The organism is Campylobacter sp. CFSAN093229 (assembly GCF_011068225.1).
In the GTDB taxonomy this organism is placed as follows: Bacteria; Campylobacterota; Campylobacteria; order Campylobacterales; family Campylobacteraceae; genus Campylobacter_D; species Campylobacter_D jejuni.
On sequence record NZ_JAAMXB010000004.1, the window covers coordinates 21152 to 39696 of the forward strand.

General features: G+C 30.9%; 11 protein-coding genes, 8 tRNA genes and 2 pseudogenes. 15 read left to right on the forward strand and 6 right to left on the reverse strand.

Annotated elements, in window-relative coordinates:
- Positions 1-78: 78 nt before the first annotated feature.
- The 12 genes from secA to FBE93_RS01460 all read left to right on the forward strand — a co-directional run bounded on the left by secA (position 79) and on the right by FBE93_RS01460 (position 9414).
- Positions 79-2667 carry a preprotein translocase subunit SecA gene (secA, locus tag FBE93_RS01405; RefSeq protein WP_002934403.1) on the forward strand — a complete coding sequence of 863 codons (2589 nt, stop codon included), beginning with the start codon at positions 79-81 and terminating at the stop codon, positions 2665-2667.
- Positions 2664-3869, forward strand: a complete 1206-nt coding sequence (locus FBE93_RS01410) for an ABC transporter permease (RefSeq protein WP_165434097.1) — start codon at positions 2664-2666, stop codon at positions 3867-3869. The genes secA and FBE93_RS01410 overlap by 4 nt, the downstream gene beginning before the upstream one ends.
- A gap of 22 nt (positions 3870-3891) precedes the next feature.
- Positions 3892-4677: an amino acid ABC transporter permease gene (locus tag FBE93_RS01415; RefSeq protein ID WP_002934401.1), complete on the forward strand. Its 786-nt coding sequence runs from the start codon at positions 3892-3894 to the stop codon at positions 4675-4677.
- Between the two features lie 61 nt (positions 4678-4738).
- Positions 4739-4814, forward strand: a tRNA-Lys gene (locus FBE93_RS01420).
- 7 nt (positions 4815-4821) lie between these two features.
- Positions 4822-4897: transfer RNA gene (locus FBE93_RS01425), tRNA-Val, on the forward strand.
- Positions 4898-4948: 51 nt separating this feature from the next.
- Positions 4949-5025, forward strand: a tRNA-Asp gene (locus tag FBE93_RS01430).
- A 4-nt stretch (positions 5026-5029) separates the two neighbouring features.
- Positions 5030-5105: transfer RNA gene (locus tag FBE93_RS01435), tRNA-Lys, on the forward strand.
- A gap of 19 nt (positions 5106-5124) precedes the next feature.
- A tRNA-Arg gene (locus FBE93_RS01440) sits at positions 5125-5200 on the forward strand.
- Positions 5201-5206: 6 nt separating this feature from the next.
- A tRNA-Val gene (locus FBE93_RS01445) sits at positions 5207-5282 on the forward strand.
- Between the two features lie 51 nt (positions 5283-5333).
- A tRNA-Asp gene (locus FBE93_RS01450) sits at positions 5334-5410 on the forward strand.
- Between the two features lie 66 nt (positions 5411-5476).
- Positions 5477-5857: a hypothetical protein gene (locus FBE93_RS01455; RefSeq protein WP_165434098.1), complete on the forward strand. Its 381-nt coding sequence runs from the start codon at positions 5477-5479 to the stop codon at positions 5855-5857.
- 44 nt (positions 5858-5901) lie between these two features.
- The gene (locus tag FBE93_RS01460; protein WP_165434099.1) at positions 5902-9414 is read left to right on the forward strand and encodes an acyl-[ACP]--phospholipid O-acyltransferase; all 3513 of its coding nucleotides are present in this window, start codon (positions 5902-5904) and stop codon (positions 9412-9414) included.
- 7 nt (positions 9415-9421) lie between these two features.
- On the opposite strand, the gene FBE93_RS01465 is transcribed toward FBE93_RS01460, so the two are convergent.
- Positions 9422-10333 (reverse strand): AEC family transporter, encoded by a 912-nt coding sequence (locus tag FBE93_RS01465; RefSeq protein ID WP_002853470.1) that lies wholly within the window; start codon positions 10331-10333, stop codon positions 9422-9424.
- 530 nt (positions 10334-10863) lie between these two features.
- Here FBE93_RS01465 and traN point away from each other — a divergent pair.
- Together traN and FBE93_RS01475 are read left to right on the forward strand one after the other, a co-directional pair.
- Positions 10864-11367, forward strand: coding sequence for a conjugal transfer protein TraN (gene traN / locus FBE93_RS01470; RefSeq protein WP_223209628.1), 504 nt, complete (start codon positions 10864-10866; stop codon positions 11365-11367).
- Positions 11368-11629: 262 nt separating this feature from the next.
- A pseudogene (locus FBE93_RS01475) lies at positions 11630-14348 on the forward strand (conjugal transfer protein TraG N-terminal domain-containing protein).
- 24 nt (positions 14349-14372) lie between these two features.
- Here FBE93_RS01475 and FBE93_RS01480 read toward each other — a convergent pair.
- The 5 genes and pseudogenes from FBE93_RS01480 to FBE93_RS01500 form a co-directional block, all read right to left on the reverse strand.
- Positions 14373-14717: a hypothetical protein gene (locus FBE93_RS01480; RefSeq protein ID WP_002922649.1), complete on the reverse strand. Its 345-nt coding sequence runs from the start codon at positions 14715-14717 to the stop codon at positions 14373-14375.
- 144 nt (positions 14718-14861) lie between these two features.
- Entirely contained in the window at positions 14862-15221 is a 360-nt protein-coding gene (locus FBE93_RS01485; RefSeq protein ID WP_002779573.1) for a type II toxin-antitoxin system HicB family antitoxin, read from the reverse strand.
- Between the two features lie 3 nt (positions 15222-15224).
- Positions 15225-15441 (reverse strand): annotated as a pseudogene (locus FBE93_RS01490) (type II toxin-antitoxin system HicA family toxin).
- A gap of 1077 nt (positions 15442-16518) precedes the next feature.
- A tRNA-Leu gene (locus FBE93_RS01495) sits at positions 16519-16604 on the reverse strand.
- A 35-nt stretch (positions 16605-16639) separates the two neighbouring features.
- Positions 16640-16978, reverse strand: a complete 339-nt coding sequence (locus FBE93_RS01500) for a F0F1 ATP synthase subunit C (protein ID WP_002853683.1) — start codon at positions 16976-16978, stop codon at positions 16640-16642.
- Positions 16979-17210: 232 nt separating this feature from the next.
- On the opposite strand from FBE93_RS01500, the gene FBE93_RS01505 reads away from it, so the two are divergent.
- On the forward strand, positions 17211-18545 hold the full coding sequence (locus FBE93_RS01505; RefSeq protein WP_165434100.1) for a sodium-dependent transporter: 1335 nt from the start codon (positions 17211-17213) through the stop codon (positions 18543-18545).

Genomic DNA, 18545 nt, shown 5'->3' on the forward strand with positions numbered 1-18545 from the left:
ATTTTTTATATCATTCTAGCTAATTTTAATTAAATAATCGTTATAATGATAGTTTGAAAAATTTATAAAGGTTTAAAAATGTTTTTAAATACCTTAAAAGCCGTTTTTGGAACAAAAAATGATCGTGAAGTTAAAAAATACTTCAAGCGCGTAGCACAAATCAATGCTTTAGAAGGCAAATATCAAAATTTAAGCGATGATGAATTAAAAGCCGAATTTGCAAAATTTAAAGAGCAAATTTTAAGCGGAGAAAAAAACGAAAATGATATCTTAAATGATGTTTTTGCTATAGTCAGAGAGACAGGTAAGAGAACTTTAAATATGCGTCATTTTGATGTGCAGTTAATCGGTGGTATGGTTTTGCACGATGGAAAAATTGCAGAAATGAAAACAGGGGAGGGTAAAACCCTTGTAGCGACCTTGCCTGTTGTTTTAAATGCCATGAGTGGAAAAGGCGTACATGTCGTTACAGTAAATGATTATCTAGCCAAAAGAGACGCTGAGCAAATGAGTGCGATTTATAACTTTTTAGGTTTTAGTGTAGGCGTGATTCTTTCTTCTCAAAACAGTGACATAGAGCACAAGCAAGCTTATGATTGCGATATTACTTATGGAACTAATAATGAGTTTGGTTTTGATTATTTGCGTGATAATATGAAATTTTCAAAAGTTGAAAAAGTTCAAAGAGAGCATAATTTTGTTATTGTAGATGAAGTAGATAGTATTTTAATTGATGAGGCAAGAACTCCGCTTATCATCAGCGGTCCTACAAATCGCACTTTAGATGGTTATATTAAAGCCAATGAAGTAGCCAAGCAAATGCAAAAAGGCGAAGCAGTTTTACCCCCTGCAAAACCTGAGGGTGATTTTGTAGTAGATGAGAAAAATCGTAATATTTTAATCACGGAAGCAGGTATTGCTAAGGCTGAAAAACTTTTTGGTGTAGAAAATTTATACAGTCTTGATAATGCTATCTTAGCACATCAGCTTGATCAAGCTTTAAAGGCGCATAATCTTTTTGAAAAAGATGTGCATTATGTTTTAAGAAATAATGAAGTTATCATCGTTGATGAATTTACAGGGCGTTTAAGTGAAGGGCGTCGTTTTAGCGAAGGGTTGCATCAAGCTTTAGAAGCCAAAGAAAATGTAAAAATTCAAGAAGAAAGCCAAACTTTAGCAGATATTACTTTTCAAAATTATTTTAGAATGTATAACAAACTCGCAGGTATGACAGGAACTGCACAAACAGAAGCGACTGAATTTTCTCAAATTTATAGTTTAGATGTTATTTCTATACCGACAAATATTCCTATTAAAAGACAAGATAAAGATGATCTTATCTATAAAACTCAAAATGAAAAATTTAAAGCTGTAATTGAAGAGATCAAAAAAGCCAACGCCAAAGGTCAGCCTGTTCTTGTGGGAACTGCAAGTATAGAACGCAGTGAAGTTTTTCACAATATGCTTGTAAAAGAAAAAATCCCTCATCATGTTTTAAATGCTAAAAACCACGAGCAAGAAGCTTTGATTATCCAAGATGCAGGTAAAAAAGGTGCTGTAACTATCGCTACAAATATGGCAGGTCGTGGTGTGGATATAAAAATCGATGATGAGATTAGGGCTTTGGGTGGGCTTTATATCATCGGTACAGAAAGACATGAAAGCCGCCGTATTGATAATCAACTTCGTGGTCGTGCAGGAAGGCAGGGCGATCCTGGAATAAGTCGTTTTTATCTAAGTTTAGAAGATAATCTTTTAAGAATTTTTGGCGGGGATCGTATTAAAAGTATTATGGATCGCTTGGGCATAGAAGAGGGCGAAAGCATAGAGTCAAGAATTGTTACAAGAGCGGTTGAAAATGCGCAAAAAAAAGTAGAAAGCTTACATTTTGAAAGCAGAAAGCATTTGTTAGAATACGATGATGTAGCAAATGAACAAAGAAAAACTATTTATCGTTATCGCAATGAGCTTTTAGATGAAAACTATGATATTAGAGCTAAAATTTCTCAAAATATCGCTGAATATAGTGCAAATGTAATGAATGATTATATACTTGATGAAAGCGGTTCTAATGTAAATTTTGAAAATTTGAAAGCAAAAATTTTATATGAATGTTCAACTCAGATTAGTGAAAAAGATTTTGAGAATTTAAGCGTCATTGAAATGCAAGATAAGCTAAGTCAAATTCTTGAAAATTCTTATAACGAAAAGATGTCAAGACTTGAGATTAAAGAATTGCGTAATATAGAGCGTATTTTATATTTGCAAGTTTTGGATAATGCTTGGAGAGAGCATTTGTATCAAATGGATATTTTAAAAACAGGAATAGGGCTTCGTGGATACAATCAAAAAGATCCTCTTGTGGAATATAAGAAAGAAAGTTATAATCTTTTCTTGGAGTTGGTTAATCGTATTAAATTTGATAGTATTAAACTACTTTTTAGCGTGCAATTTAATCAAGAAGAGGTACAAAATTTAGAAAATAAAGCCAATGAAGAAAATGAAAAGCTACTTCAAAGCTCAGTAGAAATGGGCGCAAGCGAAGATAATCTTGGCGAAGCTGAGTTTAAAAAAGTTCCACGCAATGCTCCTTGTCCTTGCGGAAGTGGAAAAAAATTTAAAGAATGCCATGGAAAAAGTGGTCCTAAGCAAGGAATTTTAGCTTGAATAAAAGCGTTTTAAAATATTTACTTTTTAAATATTTAAGATTTGATAAAGAACAACCCTTTATCAATCTTTCTATGCTTTTGGCCTTTTTAGGAGTTTGTGTAGGACTTTGCGTTTTGCTTGTAGCTATGGCAATTATGAATGGTTTTGATAAAGAATTTGAAAAACGCTTTTTTGTGATGAATTATCCTATTACTATTTTGCCTAAATTCTACGCTCCTGTAAATGATGAATTTATAGATGAGTTAAGAAAAACATTTCCAAATTTGTTATTTAGCCCTTATATAAGTACTCAAGTCGTTGTAAAGGGAGATAATCGTTTTGAAGGCGGTGTGCTTTTTGGCGTTAATTTTAATGATGAAAAAAAAATAAACGAAGTGGTTGCTAAAGCTTTAAAGGATGAGAATTTAAGTGGTTTTGATATACTTGTAGGATCAGCACTTACTGATGAATTTGGTTTGCATAAAAATGACAAACTTTTGCTTATTTTTTCAAATCTTAATCCTAGTGGATTTTCTTTAGTACCGCAAACTAAACGTTTTGATGTTAAAGCGCGTTTTACTTCAGGGCTTGCATTTTATGATAAAGCTTATATGTACACAGATGTTGATGCATTGAAAAAAGTACTTGGAATGCCTAAAAATCCAAATTATGATGGAGTTCATGTATATAGTGATAATGCTTTTAAGGATGTCGAAAAAATTAAATCTTATTTAAAAGACGATTATGCTGTAGTAGGTTGGTGGGAACAAAATAAAAATTTCTTTTCAGCCTTAGAGCTTGAGAAAAGAGCACTTTTTATAGTATTGATGCTTATTATTTTGGTTGCAAGTTTAAATATAGTAAGTTCTTTATTGATGATAGTAATGAATCGTCGCAGTGAAATAGCACTTTTACTTGCCCTAGGTGCAAGCAAAAATGAGGTAAAAAAGAGTTTTTTTGCTTTAGGTATGCTTATTGGTGGTGGTGGTATGATAGTGGGTGTGGTACTTGCGTTTTTTGCTTTATGGCTTTTAGGAAATTTTGATATTGTAACTTTACCTGCTGATGTTTATGGAACCAGTAAATTACCACTTGATTTGTCTTTAATGGATTTTTCTTTAACCATTGTGGGTGCTTTAATAATCATAGCTTTATCGTCTTTTTATCCTGCAAAAAAAGCAACTCAAATTAACATTTTAGATACTTTAAGAAATGAATAAATTGTAATTTTGGAGATTTTTATTGTCTTTGTTTATCCAAAAAAATAAGAATTTTAAACCTTTAAAACCTCTATCAAAGTCAAAAATAATCACTAATTTAATTCTTTTGATTTTATTTTTAATATTGTTTTGTTATTGTAGTTTTAGTATAAGTGCTTATCATTTTGATTTTAGTGCAATTGCGACCTATAAAGAAAAATTTCTTCAAGGTTTTTTAAATACTTTAATAATCAGTTTTTTTTCTTTATTACTGAGTATAATTTTGGGTGGAGTTTTTTGTGCTTTTTCTTTAAGTTCAATTGTTTTTTTAAGATTTTTATCTACATTTTACATAGAGCTTATCAGAGGAACCCCTTTACTAGTGCAGGTATTATTGATATATTATATCGTTGCAAATAATTTAGGACTTGATAATCGATATGTGGCTGGAGTTATTATTTTATCATGTTTTTCTGCTGCTTACTTAGCTGAAATATTTAGAGCTGGAATTTTAAGTATTTCTATATCTCAGCTTGAGAGCGCTAGGGCTTTAGGGTTAAAAGAGATGCAGGTTTTTGCGTATGTAATTTTTCCCCAAGCTTTAAAAAATATTTTAGCACCGCTGAGTGGACAATTTGCAAATTTAATTAAAGATAGTTCCTTATTAAGTGTTATTGCTGCAAATGAATTAACCCAAAGTGCGCAAGAGATAAATTCTTATACTTTTGCTACTCTTGAAGCTTATGTAATTTTGGCTATTACATATCTTGTTTTGACTTTACCTATAAGTATATTTTCTCGTTATTTGGAGAGAAAATGCCAAAAATGATTTAAAAAAGCTTGACAAATAGAGCTAATTTTGGCATAATCACATTTTTATTTCAGAAAATGTCTCGTTAGCTCAGCTGGTAGAGCATCTCCCTTTTAAGGAGGGGGCCGTTGGTTCGAATCCAACACGGGACACCATTATAAAGGTCGCTTAGCTCAGTTGGTAGAGCGCCACCCTTACAAGGTGGATGTCATAAGTTCGAGTCTTATAGTGACCACCATTTTATAAAATCATAAATAGGTTTTATAATCTCTACTTCTTTACTTTGGATGCAGCGGTAGTTCAGCTGGTTAGAATGCCGCCCTGTCACGGCGGAGGTCGCGGGTTCGAGCCCCGTCCGCTGCGCCATCTTGTCTCGTTAGCTCAGCCGGTAGAGCATCTCCCTTTTAAGGAGGGGGCCGTTGGTTCGAATCCAACACGGGACACCATTTTTATTGTTAGGGTTATGACCCTTTCGTCTAGTGGCCCAGGACAACACTCTCTCTGTGTGGAAACAGAGGTTCAAATCCTCTAGGGGTCGCCAATCATAGGTCGCTTAGCTCAGTTGGTAGAGCGCCACCCTTACAAGGTGGATGTCATAAGTTCGAGTCTTATAGTGACCACCATTTTATAAAATCATAAATAGGTTTTATAATCTCTACTTCTTTACTTTGGATGCAGCGGTAGTTCAGCTGGTTAGAATGCCGCCCTGTCACGGCGGAGGTCGCGGGTTCGAGCCCCGTCCGCTGCGCCATCTTGCTTGGTAACAATTTTATAAGTATAATTTGCAAAATAATAAAAAATAGAACTAAGGAAAAAAATGCTTATTATTGGACATAAATTATTAAAAAATTTAGATTTTTCTTTTATTGAAAGTGTTGAAGAAGTTAAAGGTAATAAAGTTTATTGTATTGTTTATGATGAAAAATTGATTTCTTATTTAAGTCAAAATGATTTTGAATTTGCTATTTTAGTTCAAAATAAAGACGAGATATTTTTAGCCAATGCTTTAGGAGCTAAGTTTTTGCTTTGTAATGATAAAAAACTTGTAAAATTTGCTAGCAAGGTTGCAGAATTTTATGTTTTTGATAGTAGGGTTTTAATGATTGTTGATAAATTAGAGAATTTTAAAAAATTTTATAAATTAAAAATCGATGGAATTATTTTAAAAGATAATATAGATAATTTTCCTAAAAACTGATAAATTCTTTTGTAAAATAAGTGCTAATTGACGAGGTTTAAATAATGCAAAAAAAATCTTTTTTGAAAATTTACGGATTAATTCCTTTTTTACTTATAGCATTCATCAATGCTTTTGTGGATTTGGGACATAAAATTATTATTCAAAATACTATTTATAAGGCCTATGAAGGAAGTGAGCAGTTATTTTTAAATACTATAGTTAATGCTTTGATTTTACTTCCTTTTATTCTCATTCTTTCTCCCTCAGGTTTTTTAGCGGATAAATATTCAAAAAATATTATAATGAAAATTTCAGCAATTTTCAATGTTATACTCACTTTAATAATTTGCATTTGTTACTATAGCGGTGCTTTTTGGATGGCTTTTATTTTTACTTTTATAATGGGAGTACAAGCAGCGATTTATTCACCAAGCAAATACGGTTTTATCAAAGAACTTGTAGGAAAAGACTTTCTTGCTATGGGCAATGGTGTAATTAATGCAGTAAGCATTATGGCAATCTTAGCAGGAATGGCTTTATTTTCTTTAAGTTTTGAAAGTCTTTATAGTTCTACGTATAATCAAACAGATGAAATTTTAAAAGAAGTAGCGCCTTTAGGAATTGTGCTAATTTTATTTTCTTGTATTGAAGTATTTTTTGCGTGGCGTTTACCTAAGCTCAAACAAACAAATAAAGATTTAGTTTTTAATAAAAAAGATTATATCCGTGGAAAACTTCTAATAAATAATCTTAAGCTTGTTTTTAAAAATAAAACTATTTGGCTTTGCATAATAGGAATTTCATTTTTTTGGGCTATATCTCAACTTTATCTTGTCAGCTTTCCTGTCTTTGCTAAAAATGAACTTTTTATAGAAAATACTTTTTATGTGCAAATTTCACTCGCTTTTTCTGGCATAGGAGTGATTTTAGGCTCTTTAGTAGCTGGTAAATTTTCAAAAAATTATATAGAACTTGGACTTATTCCACTTGGTGCATTGGGTATGTTTTTAATGGCTTTTTTAATGCCTTATTTTATAAGTTTATTAAGTTATAGTTTTTTATTTTTCTTTTTTGGATTTTGCGGAGCTCTTTTTATCATTCCTTTAAATACTTTAATCCAATTTCATGCCAAAGAAAATGAATTGGGGCAAATTCTTGCAGGAAACAATTTTTTTCAAAATATTGCCATGTTAGGATTTTTACTCTTAGCAACTTTATTTGCAAAATTTGAAATCAATGTGGTTTATTTATTTTATTTTATTACTTTAGTAACCTTTATAGGAAGTTTTTATATACTTTTAAAACTTCCCTTTTCTTTAGTGCGTATACTTTTAAGCATAGCTTTTTTGCAACGATACCGCTTACTTGTAGAAGGTTTTGAAAATATACCAGAAAAAGGTGGAGCTTTGCTTTTGGGTAATCATATTTCTTTTATTGATTGGGCTGTTGTGCAAATGGCAATTCCAAGAAAAATTTATTTTGTTATGGAAAGAAGTATTTATTCTAAATGGTATATTAAAATTTTTCTTGATAAATTTGATATTATTCCTGTATCAAGTACAGGAAGTAAGACGAGTTTAGAACTGATAGCAAAGCATATCAAAGAAGGTAATTTAGTTTGCTTGTTTCCTGAAGGTACGCTTTCAAGACATGGACAATTAAATGAATTTAAAGCAGGATTTGAATTAGCTTGTGAATATTTAAGCGAAGATGATGGAAAAATTATTCCTTTTTATATAAGAGGACTTTGGGGTAGCGCTTTTTCAAGAAGCGATGAAGAATTTTCAGCAAGAAACCGCACTTTAAATAAAAGAAAAATTGCTATAGCTTTTGGTAAAGCTATGCCTTTGCATTCTAAAAAAGATGAAGTTAAAGCTAAAGTTTTTGAACTTTCTTTTATGGCTTGGAAATCACAATGCGAAGCTATGCATACTATAGCAAGAGCTTGGATAGATACAGCTAAAAAAAATCTAAATCAAATAGCTATTATCGATACACTAGCTGGAGATATTTCTTATAGAAAAATGTTGAGTCTTAGTTTAATTCTTAATTTTTTTATTAAAAGAAAATCCAAAGAATTAAACATTAACCCTCAGCGTGGAAGTTACGCTCCTAAAGAGGAAGCTATAGGAATTTTATTACCTGCTTCTTTTGCAAGTTCTTTAACCAATCTATCTGTTTTAATCGCAGAAAAAATTGCAGTAAATCTTAATTTTACTGCTGGAGAAAAAGCTCTAAAAGCAGCTATAAAAAATGCGCAAATTTCACAAATTTATACTTCTAAAACTTTTTTAGAAAAATTAGCAAATAAAGGTATAAACCTAAATTTCGATACAAATATACATTTAATTTATTTTGAAGATATTGTAGAAGATTTTAAAATGCAAAAAACTAAAATTTTTAGCATGATGTTGGCAGTTAGTATTATACCTAGTTTTATACTCAAAAGCATCTTCACTCCTTCAAAAAACAATCTTGCCATCGCAGCTATTTTATTTAGTAGCGGAAGTGAGGGTTCTCCAAAAGGTGTTATGCTCAATAACCGTAATATTTTAAGCAATATAGCACAAATTTCTGATGTGCTTTGCACAAGAAACAATGATGTCATTCTCTCATCTTTACCACCTTTTCATGCTTTTGGACTTACTGTAACTACATTTTTGCCTTTGCTTGAAGGTATTAAAAGTATCACTTTTGCAGATCCAACTGATGCCTTAGGGGTTGCCAAAGCTGTTGCTAAAAATAATATCACTATTATGTGTGGAACTTCAACCTTTTTAGGAATTTATGCAAGAAATAAAAAACTTGATGCTTTAATGTTTGAAAGCTTAAGAATAGTTGTATCAGGTGCTGAAAAACTAAAAAATGAAGTAAGAACTGCTTTTGAAATGAAGTTTAAAAAAAGCATTTTTGAAGGTTATGGAGCTACGGAAACTACACCTGTAGCGAGTGTAAATTTACCAAATCGTTTTGATGCGGATTATTGGCTTATACATCGTGCCAATAAAGAAGGAAGTGTAGGAATGCCTCTGCCTGGAACTGCGGTACGTATTGTTGATCCAAATAATTATGAAAATTTAAAAACAAATGAAGATGGACTCATACTTATAGGCGGTCATCAAGTTATGGTAGGCTATCTTAATGACAAAGAAAAAACCGATGAAGTGATTAAAGAAATTGATGGTATAAGATGGTACAACACGGGAGATAAAGGGCATTTAGATGAAGATGGTTTTTTATATATTGTCGATCGTTATTCTCGCTTTGCAAAAATTGGCGGAGAGATGATTTCTTTGGGTGCAATAGAAGAAGAAATTGCCAAATTCATAGACACTGAAGTGGTCCAATTTTGTGCCACATCTTTAGAAGATGAGAAAAAAGGAGAACAAATTGTTTTACTCATAGAATGTAATAATGAAATTTTTGAAAGAGTATGTGAGGCTATAAAAAATTCTAATATACCTACACTTTTTAAACTTAGATATTATTTTCAAATAGAAAAAATTCCCCTCCTAGGTTCAGGAAAAGTTGATCTTAAAAAAGTTAAAGAATTAGCTAAAAATTTAGCCATATAATTTGAGCTTATAACAAAGCCCAAATTAAAATTGGCATAGAAACAAAAGCAAAAAGAACTCCAAAGGCTACAGCACTTACGGCTAAATTACTATCTAGTTTAGCTTTCATTACCATAGCTCCTGCTAAAGTCATAGTAGGAGCTGCACTTTCTATAATAGCAACGATAGTAGAATCTTTTAATTCTAAATTAAATATTTTTAAACAAAATACAAAAAATAAAGGAGCTAAAATCATTTTAGCAAAGATGACAATTACTGTAGGTTTGTAAGAGGTTTTAATCGCCATAAAGCCAAGTCCTAAACCTATAGCAAAAAGTGCGACAGGGGTTGCAGAAGCACCAAATAAACGAATAGGAGAGAAAATAAATTCAGGTAAAGTAATCAATTTACACAAAAAACCAAAAAGCAAAGCTAAAAAAGGTGGAAAGCTAAGAATTTTTTTAACATTAGCAAGCAAACTGACTTTTTCTCCATTTCCCAAAGAAAGTATAAAAGGTCCAAAAAGTGATATAGGTAAAGTTGTGGCTAAAGCATCGTAAAATATAACTTCAGCACTAAATTGTGGGTCATTAAATACACCAGCAACAATAGGCATACCCACAAATATAGTATTTCCAAAACAAGAAAGCAAAAACATACTGACTAAAGTTACTTTAGAAAAATGAAAAACTTTTCCAATAAGAATAGCAAAAAAAGCTGCTAATATACAGCTAAACAATCCAATAAAAATAAAAATAATCAATGAAAAATCAAAATTTAAATGATATGCTTTATCGAAAATCAAACAAGGTAAAGCAAAAATAATAGCAAAATCTAAAAAAGTCCTAGCTTGTTTTTGCTTTAAAACACCAATTCTTTTGGCAAAATATCCGCCTGCAAGTAAAATAAAAATTGTAAATAATGGTATAAAAACAAACATTGAATAATTCTTTTTAAGGGATGGTTTTTGAAAACGGATAAAATTATATTCTTTATGGTTAAAAAAAATCTTAATATTTTTTAAGTTTTTTAAAAAAACTAATATTTTTTATTTTTTGTAACTTTAAGAAATTGTAAGTTGAAATTTGATTTTAAATAGTTAGTATTTTAAGTTGAATGATTATAATTTTAAATAATGGTGCGGTTTAATCTTAATTAAAATACTATATATTGTATTTAGAATGATATAAAAACAATAAGTTAATATAGCTTTTGTTTTTAATTTTTGAATATTTTTAAACTTATTTAGGCGGAGATCATCTACTTTAGTTATTTTTATTTTTAATATTCACGCAATAAGACAGATTTATTTTGAAAGTTTATCTTATTGCTTTTCTTATTTTCACTGTGCATCATTTGAATTTGAAATTATTTTTTTCAATTTCTTTAAGGTTATATAGCGGTTTTTTCACATTTGCACTGATTTTGTATTTTTTAATAATAAGGTTTCAAATAGTTCAGTATCTATAAATATTCAATGGTCAGGATAATCGTTGTAAAAATTGGGATATGTTTGGCGGACTACTTGGTGGTGGATGTTGTGATAAGGATAATGTATTTTTAGGACTTGTAGCTTGTAAAGAAGATGAGAAAAAGCTTGCTAAATTAAACGATGCAGGAAAATGTCATGAAGTAGGAACTTATTGTTCTAAAAAGGTTAGTTTAGGTTTTACTAAAATTTGCGTTGAAAAAAAGAAAAGTTTTTGTTGCTTCAATTCTAAATTAGGAAGAATTTTCAATGAACAAGGATGCCCTCAGCTTGGAAAAGGGTGGGGTAGTGAGGAAGGTCCGCAATGCAAAGGCTTCACTCCTGAAGAATTTCAAAAATTAGATTTTAGTGAAATTGATTTAAGTGAGTTCATTGCTGATATTGTAGGAAGTTTTGACACAGGAAAAATACAAGCTGATTCTGTGAAAATACAAGAAAAGATTCAAAACAATATCGAGAATGCAACGAAAAAACCTACAAATTAAAAAATAAAATAAATTATTAGAAAGGAGATAATTTTAGTTAAAAGTTTGTTTGGTGTAAGCCACAAGGGGAAACTTACCCCCAAAGGGGCAAGGCTAATAAGCCTTGACAGTAATTATACAAATTAGTATAATTATAAGTATGAGTCGTGTCATATAGTTCACCCCCTTTCTAGGGCGTGATTATGCCACAGGGTTGCAGCCTTGTGGCAAAACCCTTAATGCAATTATACCAAATAAACTCTTTAACTTCTTAAAACAGTCCATGAAAAGATTTTACTTGTTATTCCTTAGCACTTTGTTTTTTGCACCTTCATTTTTATTTGGTGCAACTGAAATAGCTAATAGCAATTTAATTTATACTTGGGGTTATGGCGATGTAATGAATGAAATCATGCAAGCGGTTAAAGGTATAACCACTGAAACAGGTTATATCGTTAAAGCAGCCTTAGCTATTTCATTATTGCTTTTTAGTATCAAAAAAGCAATGGATGGACAAACAAACCCTGTGTTTGAACTTGGAAAAAATGTTTATGCTTTTTGTTGTAGTGTGGCACATGTTTTTAAGGGCGCCAAATGACAATAATCACCGCTTCATGATTCACGATGAAGTCGCTAGTAAAGATTATGTCATTTCTCAAATTCCTATAGGTATAGGAAAAAGCTTTGCATTAATGACACAATTTGAGAAGGTTATCCTAGAAGCCATGGAAAAACATTTTTCAACTCCACAATCTACAAATTTCTCTAATGCAGGTTTAGGTTTTTCACTTCAAGTGATGAGTACTTTACCAAGTGTAAAGCTTTCGGCTATTGATGCAACTTTACAAAAAAATATTGATTTTTACTTTAGAAACTGCGTTTCAGTAGGCATCTTGCTTAATCAACAAGGTAGAAATCTTTTTCAAAACTCTGATAATTTAATGCAAGATCTTTTTACAAACATAGGCAATGGCTCTCAGCTTACTCCTTTGTTTAAAAATAACAATAATATTGAAGAACAAAGTGTTGCGCCTTGTTCTGATGCAGGTCCTCAAATCGTTGAAATGATTCAAAACGATACAGATGAAGCTATGAAGATCCATGCTGCTTTGCTTGGCATGGCGAATGATATGGCAAATTATGAGCAAAAGTTCTTAGGCGCTGCACAAATCTATAACGAACAAGCTGTAAGTGCTAGATCTTATTTACAGCAATCCATGATAATGCTTGCTTCTCAAGATGCAATCATTAATACCGCTAAATCAGTAGGTTTAAATCCTGCTTCTGTGGCTGCAAATACTGCTTATGCGGATCAGCAATTTTACGCAAGTATGCAAGCACAAGGACACATGGCACAAACTTATTTGCCTTTAGCTAAAGCTTATTTAACAGCTATTATCATAGGTTTATCTTGGCTTGTTGCTTTGCTTTCTATTGTATTTGGCTCTTACGCTCATATTAAGATGTTTTTTACTCTGTGTATTTGGATAGTGCTTTGGACTCCTATACTTTGTATTATTAATTTTATAAATGATTTTAATCTTATGAATGTTGCACAAGTAATAACAGGTGGAAAAGCAGCTTTAAGCTTAGGAGATAACATGCTTATATTTAAAGAAGTAGCAAATAGATCAAATTTCATGAATTATCTTGTAATGAGTACTCCTGTTTTAGCTTATGCTATAGCTAAAGCAAGTGAGCAAGGATTTATAACTTTTGCTTCTGGGTTATCTCAAGCTCTAACAGGTGCTTCAAGAGCTGCTGGAAGCTTTGCAAATCAGCAAGCCTTATCTACACAAACTAACATTGCTGCTCCTAGGGGAGATGAAGTTTGGGCGATGAATGCAGGTGTAGCATCACTTCAATATGCAAGAAATATAGATGGTGCGGTTACTAAATTTAATACTCAATCAGTTATGGGTGACAATACAAAGAATTCTGAAATCTCTAATGCAAATATGACAGGAACAAATGTTGATGGTATGATGTCAGGTGCCAAACTTAGTGCAGGAGCTATGACAACTATTAATAGCGTATCTCAAGCAAATTCTGATGCTTGGAATAAAAACTTTAATGATCAATATTCGCATATGAGTCAAAGCGGTAGAGCTAGTGCATTAAATGAAGCTAAAGGATTTATGGAGAAAGGAGATGAAGCATTTAAGAAGGCTTTTGCAAATAATATTGGACAAGAGATTCAAAATAGAACTGATTTAACTAGCGAAGAAAAGGCGGAAATTGCATTAGCAGCTTCTGCTCATGCAGGTTTTAGCGTTCTTGGAAATGGTGCTGAAATTCAATCAAGTGCGAGTTCAAAAAGAGGTATAGGAAATGTTGAAACTTTTTCAGAAGCTCAAAAAGCTGCATATAATGAAATAATGGAAAGAGCTTCTCTTAAAACTCTATCTATCACAAAAGGTATGGATTCTTCTTGGAGCAATACGCTTTTAGGTGGCGATTCTACAGCTTATTCAAAAATAGTTGGATATGCTCAAAGCTATACCCAAACAGAACAAGGTATTCAATCTGTCAGTACTAATAATATTGACAATACACTTAATGTGGTTGCAAGAGATCTTGCTGCAGGAGATAATAAAGACTTTAGCAGCCTTAATACAGCTCAACAAAATGAATACTTTGCAAAAGCAGGTAATTATGTATCCGATATGATTAAGAATGATCCTGCACAACTTGCACAGTATAATAGTCAATATGGCGCTCAAAGCATTGTTAGTCCAAATAATACTACTATGCCACACGCTGCAGGTATGAATTTTAAAACTGTTGATGGATCAGAAAAAAGTGTTTTAACTCAATCTAATTTAAACCAAGATCAAGTAAATAAAAGCAGTAAAAGAACAAGCAATACTACAACAATGCCAGATAGTCAAGAAGTTAAGGGTGTAGCAGTCAAATCTAATTTAAACAATGAAGTTGGAGAAAAAATTAAAAAAGCCAATCATCTAATAGATGGAAAAGCAGGAGATCCTGCTATACACTAAGATTAATTGAGATTAATTTCTCAATTAATCTTCATTGGAATATAAATTGTTATAAAAAGGATTAGACAGCGAAAGGGTTGAATATTTTGATATTCCGCTTTGTTTGAAATGCGTATCATAACAGTTGTCTCTTTTAGGATAAGTTTTTTTGAACGGTTTATTTGTGGCGTTTATTAAAAGTAATACTAAAAATAAACACACTAAACTAATTATAAAACTTAAAATTATATGTTTAATGCCTATATTATAAATATTTATTAATAAACAGCTTAATAATATCAAAGCAAACATTACTGCTACTCCTAATCCTATTGCTATTTTATTTATTAATTTCATTTTTGGTGATTTCATATTTACTGCTTTATCCATCTTTATTCCTTTCAATTATAACTTATTCATATTTTTAATAAAATTATACCATATTTTAATAATTTTTGCAAGTTTTTTTGCTATAAAATGCCTATTTTTTAGGGGTTTTAACGGGTTTCTTTTTTTATTTAACTATGTCAATTTTTAAGTGCTTATTTTATAAGACTTTATAGCGCTATTTGCAAGATCGGCTAAGAATTTACTTCTATTATCGCTTATTGTATCTATTGCCTCTACTAAGCTTTTAGGCAAGGTAATATTAATTCTAATTTTTGCTTCATTATCAATAGGTTCTTTAATATAATCACCTTTTTCAAGCATAACTTCTAATGCTCCTTTAAATGCTTCTTTGAGATCTTTTAAGGCTTCTATTTCATTTTCACCATCTCCCATAATATAAGGGAAATCTTTATATCTTGCAAAATATCCTCCGCCATCTTTTTCATCAAGTTTTTTTATAATAATTTCATAAGGTAGATTAAGATAGTAATCTAAGTCTTTCATCATTCATTCTCCTGTTATAGCTTTTAAAACCATTTTGACATATATAGCCTTTATAGGGCGTTTAAATGGAATAGTAATAAGATCACATTCTTTTTTTCTAAATTGATAATGTGATCCGCCTTTATTAAAACATTCATAACCTTCGCTTTCTAATAAAATCTTAAGCGTTTCAAAGCGCACATTGTTAGGATTATTTTTTAATTTTATCTTTTTTACTCACTATAATATCCTTATGAGTATGTATTATACACACTTTTTATTAAGTATCACTTATAAACCGAACGCAATTCTTTTAATCTTACTCTCTTTGTATATTTAATTAAAAGTATTAAGACTGGGATTATTTAGCTGTGTTTTGAAACGGATTTCTTTTTTATTTGACTTGGAAAAATGAATGAGAATTTGTAGTTTCATGTACTAACAAAGGCAAGGGGCTTCTCTGCCCCTGCGGTTTTGTTAGAAAAATACTTCAACTTTAAGCTTAAAAAACCTAAAATTTAGGTATAATCTCACAAAACGCTTACTATGTCGTTTCATAGTTAGTCTTGATTGATAAATTTCCGCCAAGAGTGAAAACTCAAGGCGGATTTTTTATTATAGTGAATCTTGTTTTTTGCTTTTCTAATTTTTTGCCAATCTTTTCTATTTTTTTGTAAAAGTATTTTTGCTATGAATTTCTCGTAACCGAAAGCCACTTCTCTTTCGGTTAAATGTTTTTTAGTATAAATGTATTAAGCTTAGACTAAGCGTGGTTTTTATAAAATTTTTCAATGGTTATATCAAATGAGCTTGATTATCTCATTAATTAATTCTAAGACAAGAACTAAAAATTCAATGATCTTACTCATCATGTCTCTTTCTTGCAACCGAAAGAGTAGCCATGCCTAATATGCTTTAATTATAGTATTTTTGAATAAATATTTTATCATCTTATTGATTATTTGTGTGATAGAATTTCCTTTCCGCAAATCAATGCACCTTAATACTTTTAGTCTCTTGTTAATTTTCTTATTTTTGGATATCTTTATAATCAAATACAAAAAACTTCTTATAAAAATAGTTTTTATCTTTTTTATTATGTCTTTTTGTGTAAGCATTTAAAATAAACTCCTTAAGCTAATTTCTCCTAACTTTTTAAAACAAAAAATAAAAAGTTAGGAGAAAAGTTAGGGAAAAATTTTTAAAATGGATTTTAACGGAAAAATTTAATTTAGATTTTAGATAGTTTTAAAGTCCTATTTTATAGATATTTTTTAAGTTTTATATTTATGTTAATTTATGTAGTTAGCAGTATAAATGGTGCGGTTAGCGAGATTTGAACTCGCACACGCAGAGCGCACCACCCCCTCAAGATGGCGTGTCTACCAATTCCACCATAACCGCATAGAAAAAAGCCCAAAAAAGGGCTTTAATAAGTTTTATTGTAAAACTATAAAAGGATTTGCATAAAGTGCTATTAGCGCGATAACAAGAGCATAGATAACTTGTGCTTCAATCATCGCTAAAGCGATAAACATAGTTGTCATTAATTTTGGCCCAAGACCAGGGTTTCTAGCTGTTCCTGCAATTGTTGCCGCTGCAGTATTACCCATACCGATAGCACCACCAAGTGCTGCAACACCAAGACCTAAGCCTGCTGCAAGAACTGAAAATGCTTTAATCCATACATTAATAGCTTCTTGTTCTACTGGAGCGTTAGTTTCAGCTGCAAAAGCTACTGCTGCACATGCTAATAATAAAAAAAGAACTTTTTTCATTATCTTAACCTTTCTATAAAAAAAATTTTTTCAATTTTTAAATCAGTTCGGCTTGCGTATCCCTACTTAAGACTTAAAAATAAAGCCGAATTATAACCAAAAGTATCTTTATTTTTATTGAAATTTACAAAAATTCACATTTTTGATTTAAATTTGATTGTTTTCAATAAAGCTTAAAAGTTTTTTTGCTTTAATAATATTTTAAAATAATTTTTAAGTTAAGGTTGCAACATTGAGTTCTAAATTTTCAAAAATAGGTTTCATTTTAGCGGTAGCAGGTTCAGCGGTGGGCTTGGGTAATGCTTGGAAATTTCCAACACTAGTAGGTCAAAGTGGTGGATCTGCTTTTATCTTGCTTTATATAATTCTTACTTTGGGTGTAGGTTTTGTGATATTTTTAGCTGAGCTTAGCATAGGAAAAATTAGTGAAAAAGATCCGGTTAATGCCTATGAAAAGTTAGCACCTTCAAATAAAAAAGCTTGGTCTTATGTTGGTTTTACTATGATAGGGGCGATTTTAATAGTTTCTTTTTATACCTTGGTGATTGGCTGGATAGTTAAATATGTGTTTTTAAGTATCACTGGAAATTTGCCTATGGATCTAGAAGTAAGTAAAGCGCAGTTTGGATTTTTTACAAGCGAGGATTTTTTAAGTCAGTTTATTTGTTTTACTTTGGTTTTTTTATGTGTTTTTTATATTGTTTCTAAAGGTGTTAAGAATGGGATTGAAAAATTAAATGTTTGGATGATGCCTTCATTATTTATTTTACTAATCTTGATGCTTGTTTATGCTATTAGTAAAGATGGTTTTATGATGGCGGTTAAATTTCTTTTTGTACCTGATTTTTCCAAAATCAACACCTCAAATGTTCTTGAAGCCTTAGGACTTGCTTTTTTTAGTCTTTCTTTGGGTGTTGGAACGATTATTACTTATTCTGCTAGTCTGCCTGATAAAACCAATTTTATTACCAGTACTTTAAATATTATTTTTATCAATCTTTTAGTTGGTTTATTAATGGGTTTGGTTGTTTTTACTTTTATCTTTGAATTTGGTTACAATCCTAATCAGCAAGGACCAGGACTTGTTTTTATTTCCTTGGCTACTTTATTTGAAAAGATTGGAGTGATTGGTTGTATTTTTGGAGCAGCATTTTTTATTTCTTTAATCTTTGCTGGTATTACTTCAGCTGTTTCAATGATAGAGCCTTTTGCTTTTTATCTTATTAATACTTTTGACATGAGTCGTAAAAAAGCTTTGATTTTAATAGGAATTGTTGTTTATATTTTAGGAATGTTGTGTATTTTATCTTCTTTAAAAAGTACTCAGTTTGGATTTTTTGGAATGAGTTTTTTTGATTTGCTTGATAGTATTTCAAGTAAGGTTATTATGCCTTTAGGTGGAATTTTGGCAGCTATTTTTGTGGGATTTGTGATGAAAAAAGAAGCTTTAAAAATTTTATTTGAACCTTATATGAGGGGTATATTTTTTGAACTTTGGTATGTGTTTTTGAGATTTATTTCCCCTTTGGCTGTTGTTATAGTTATGATAGCCGCTTTTTTAAAGTGA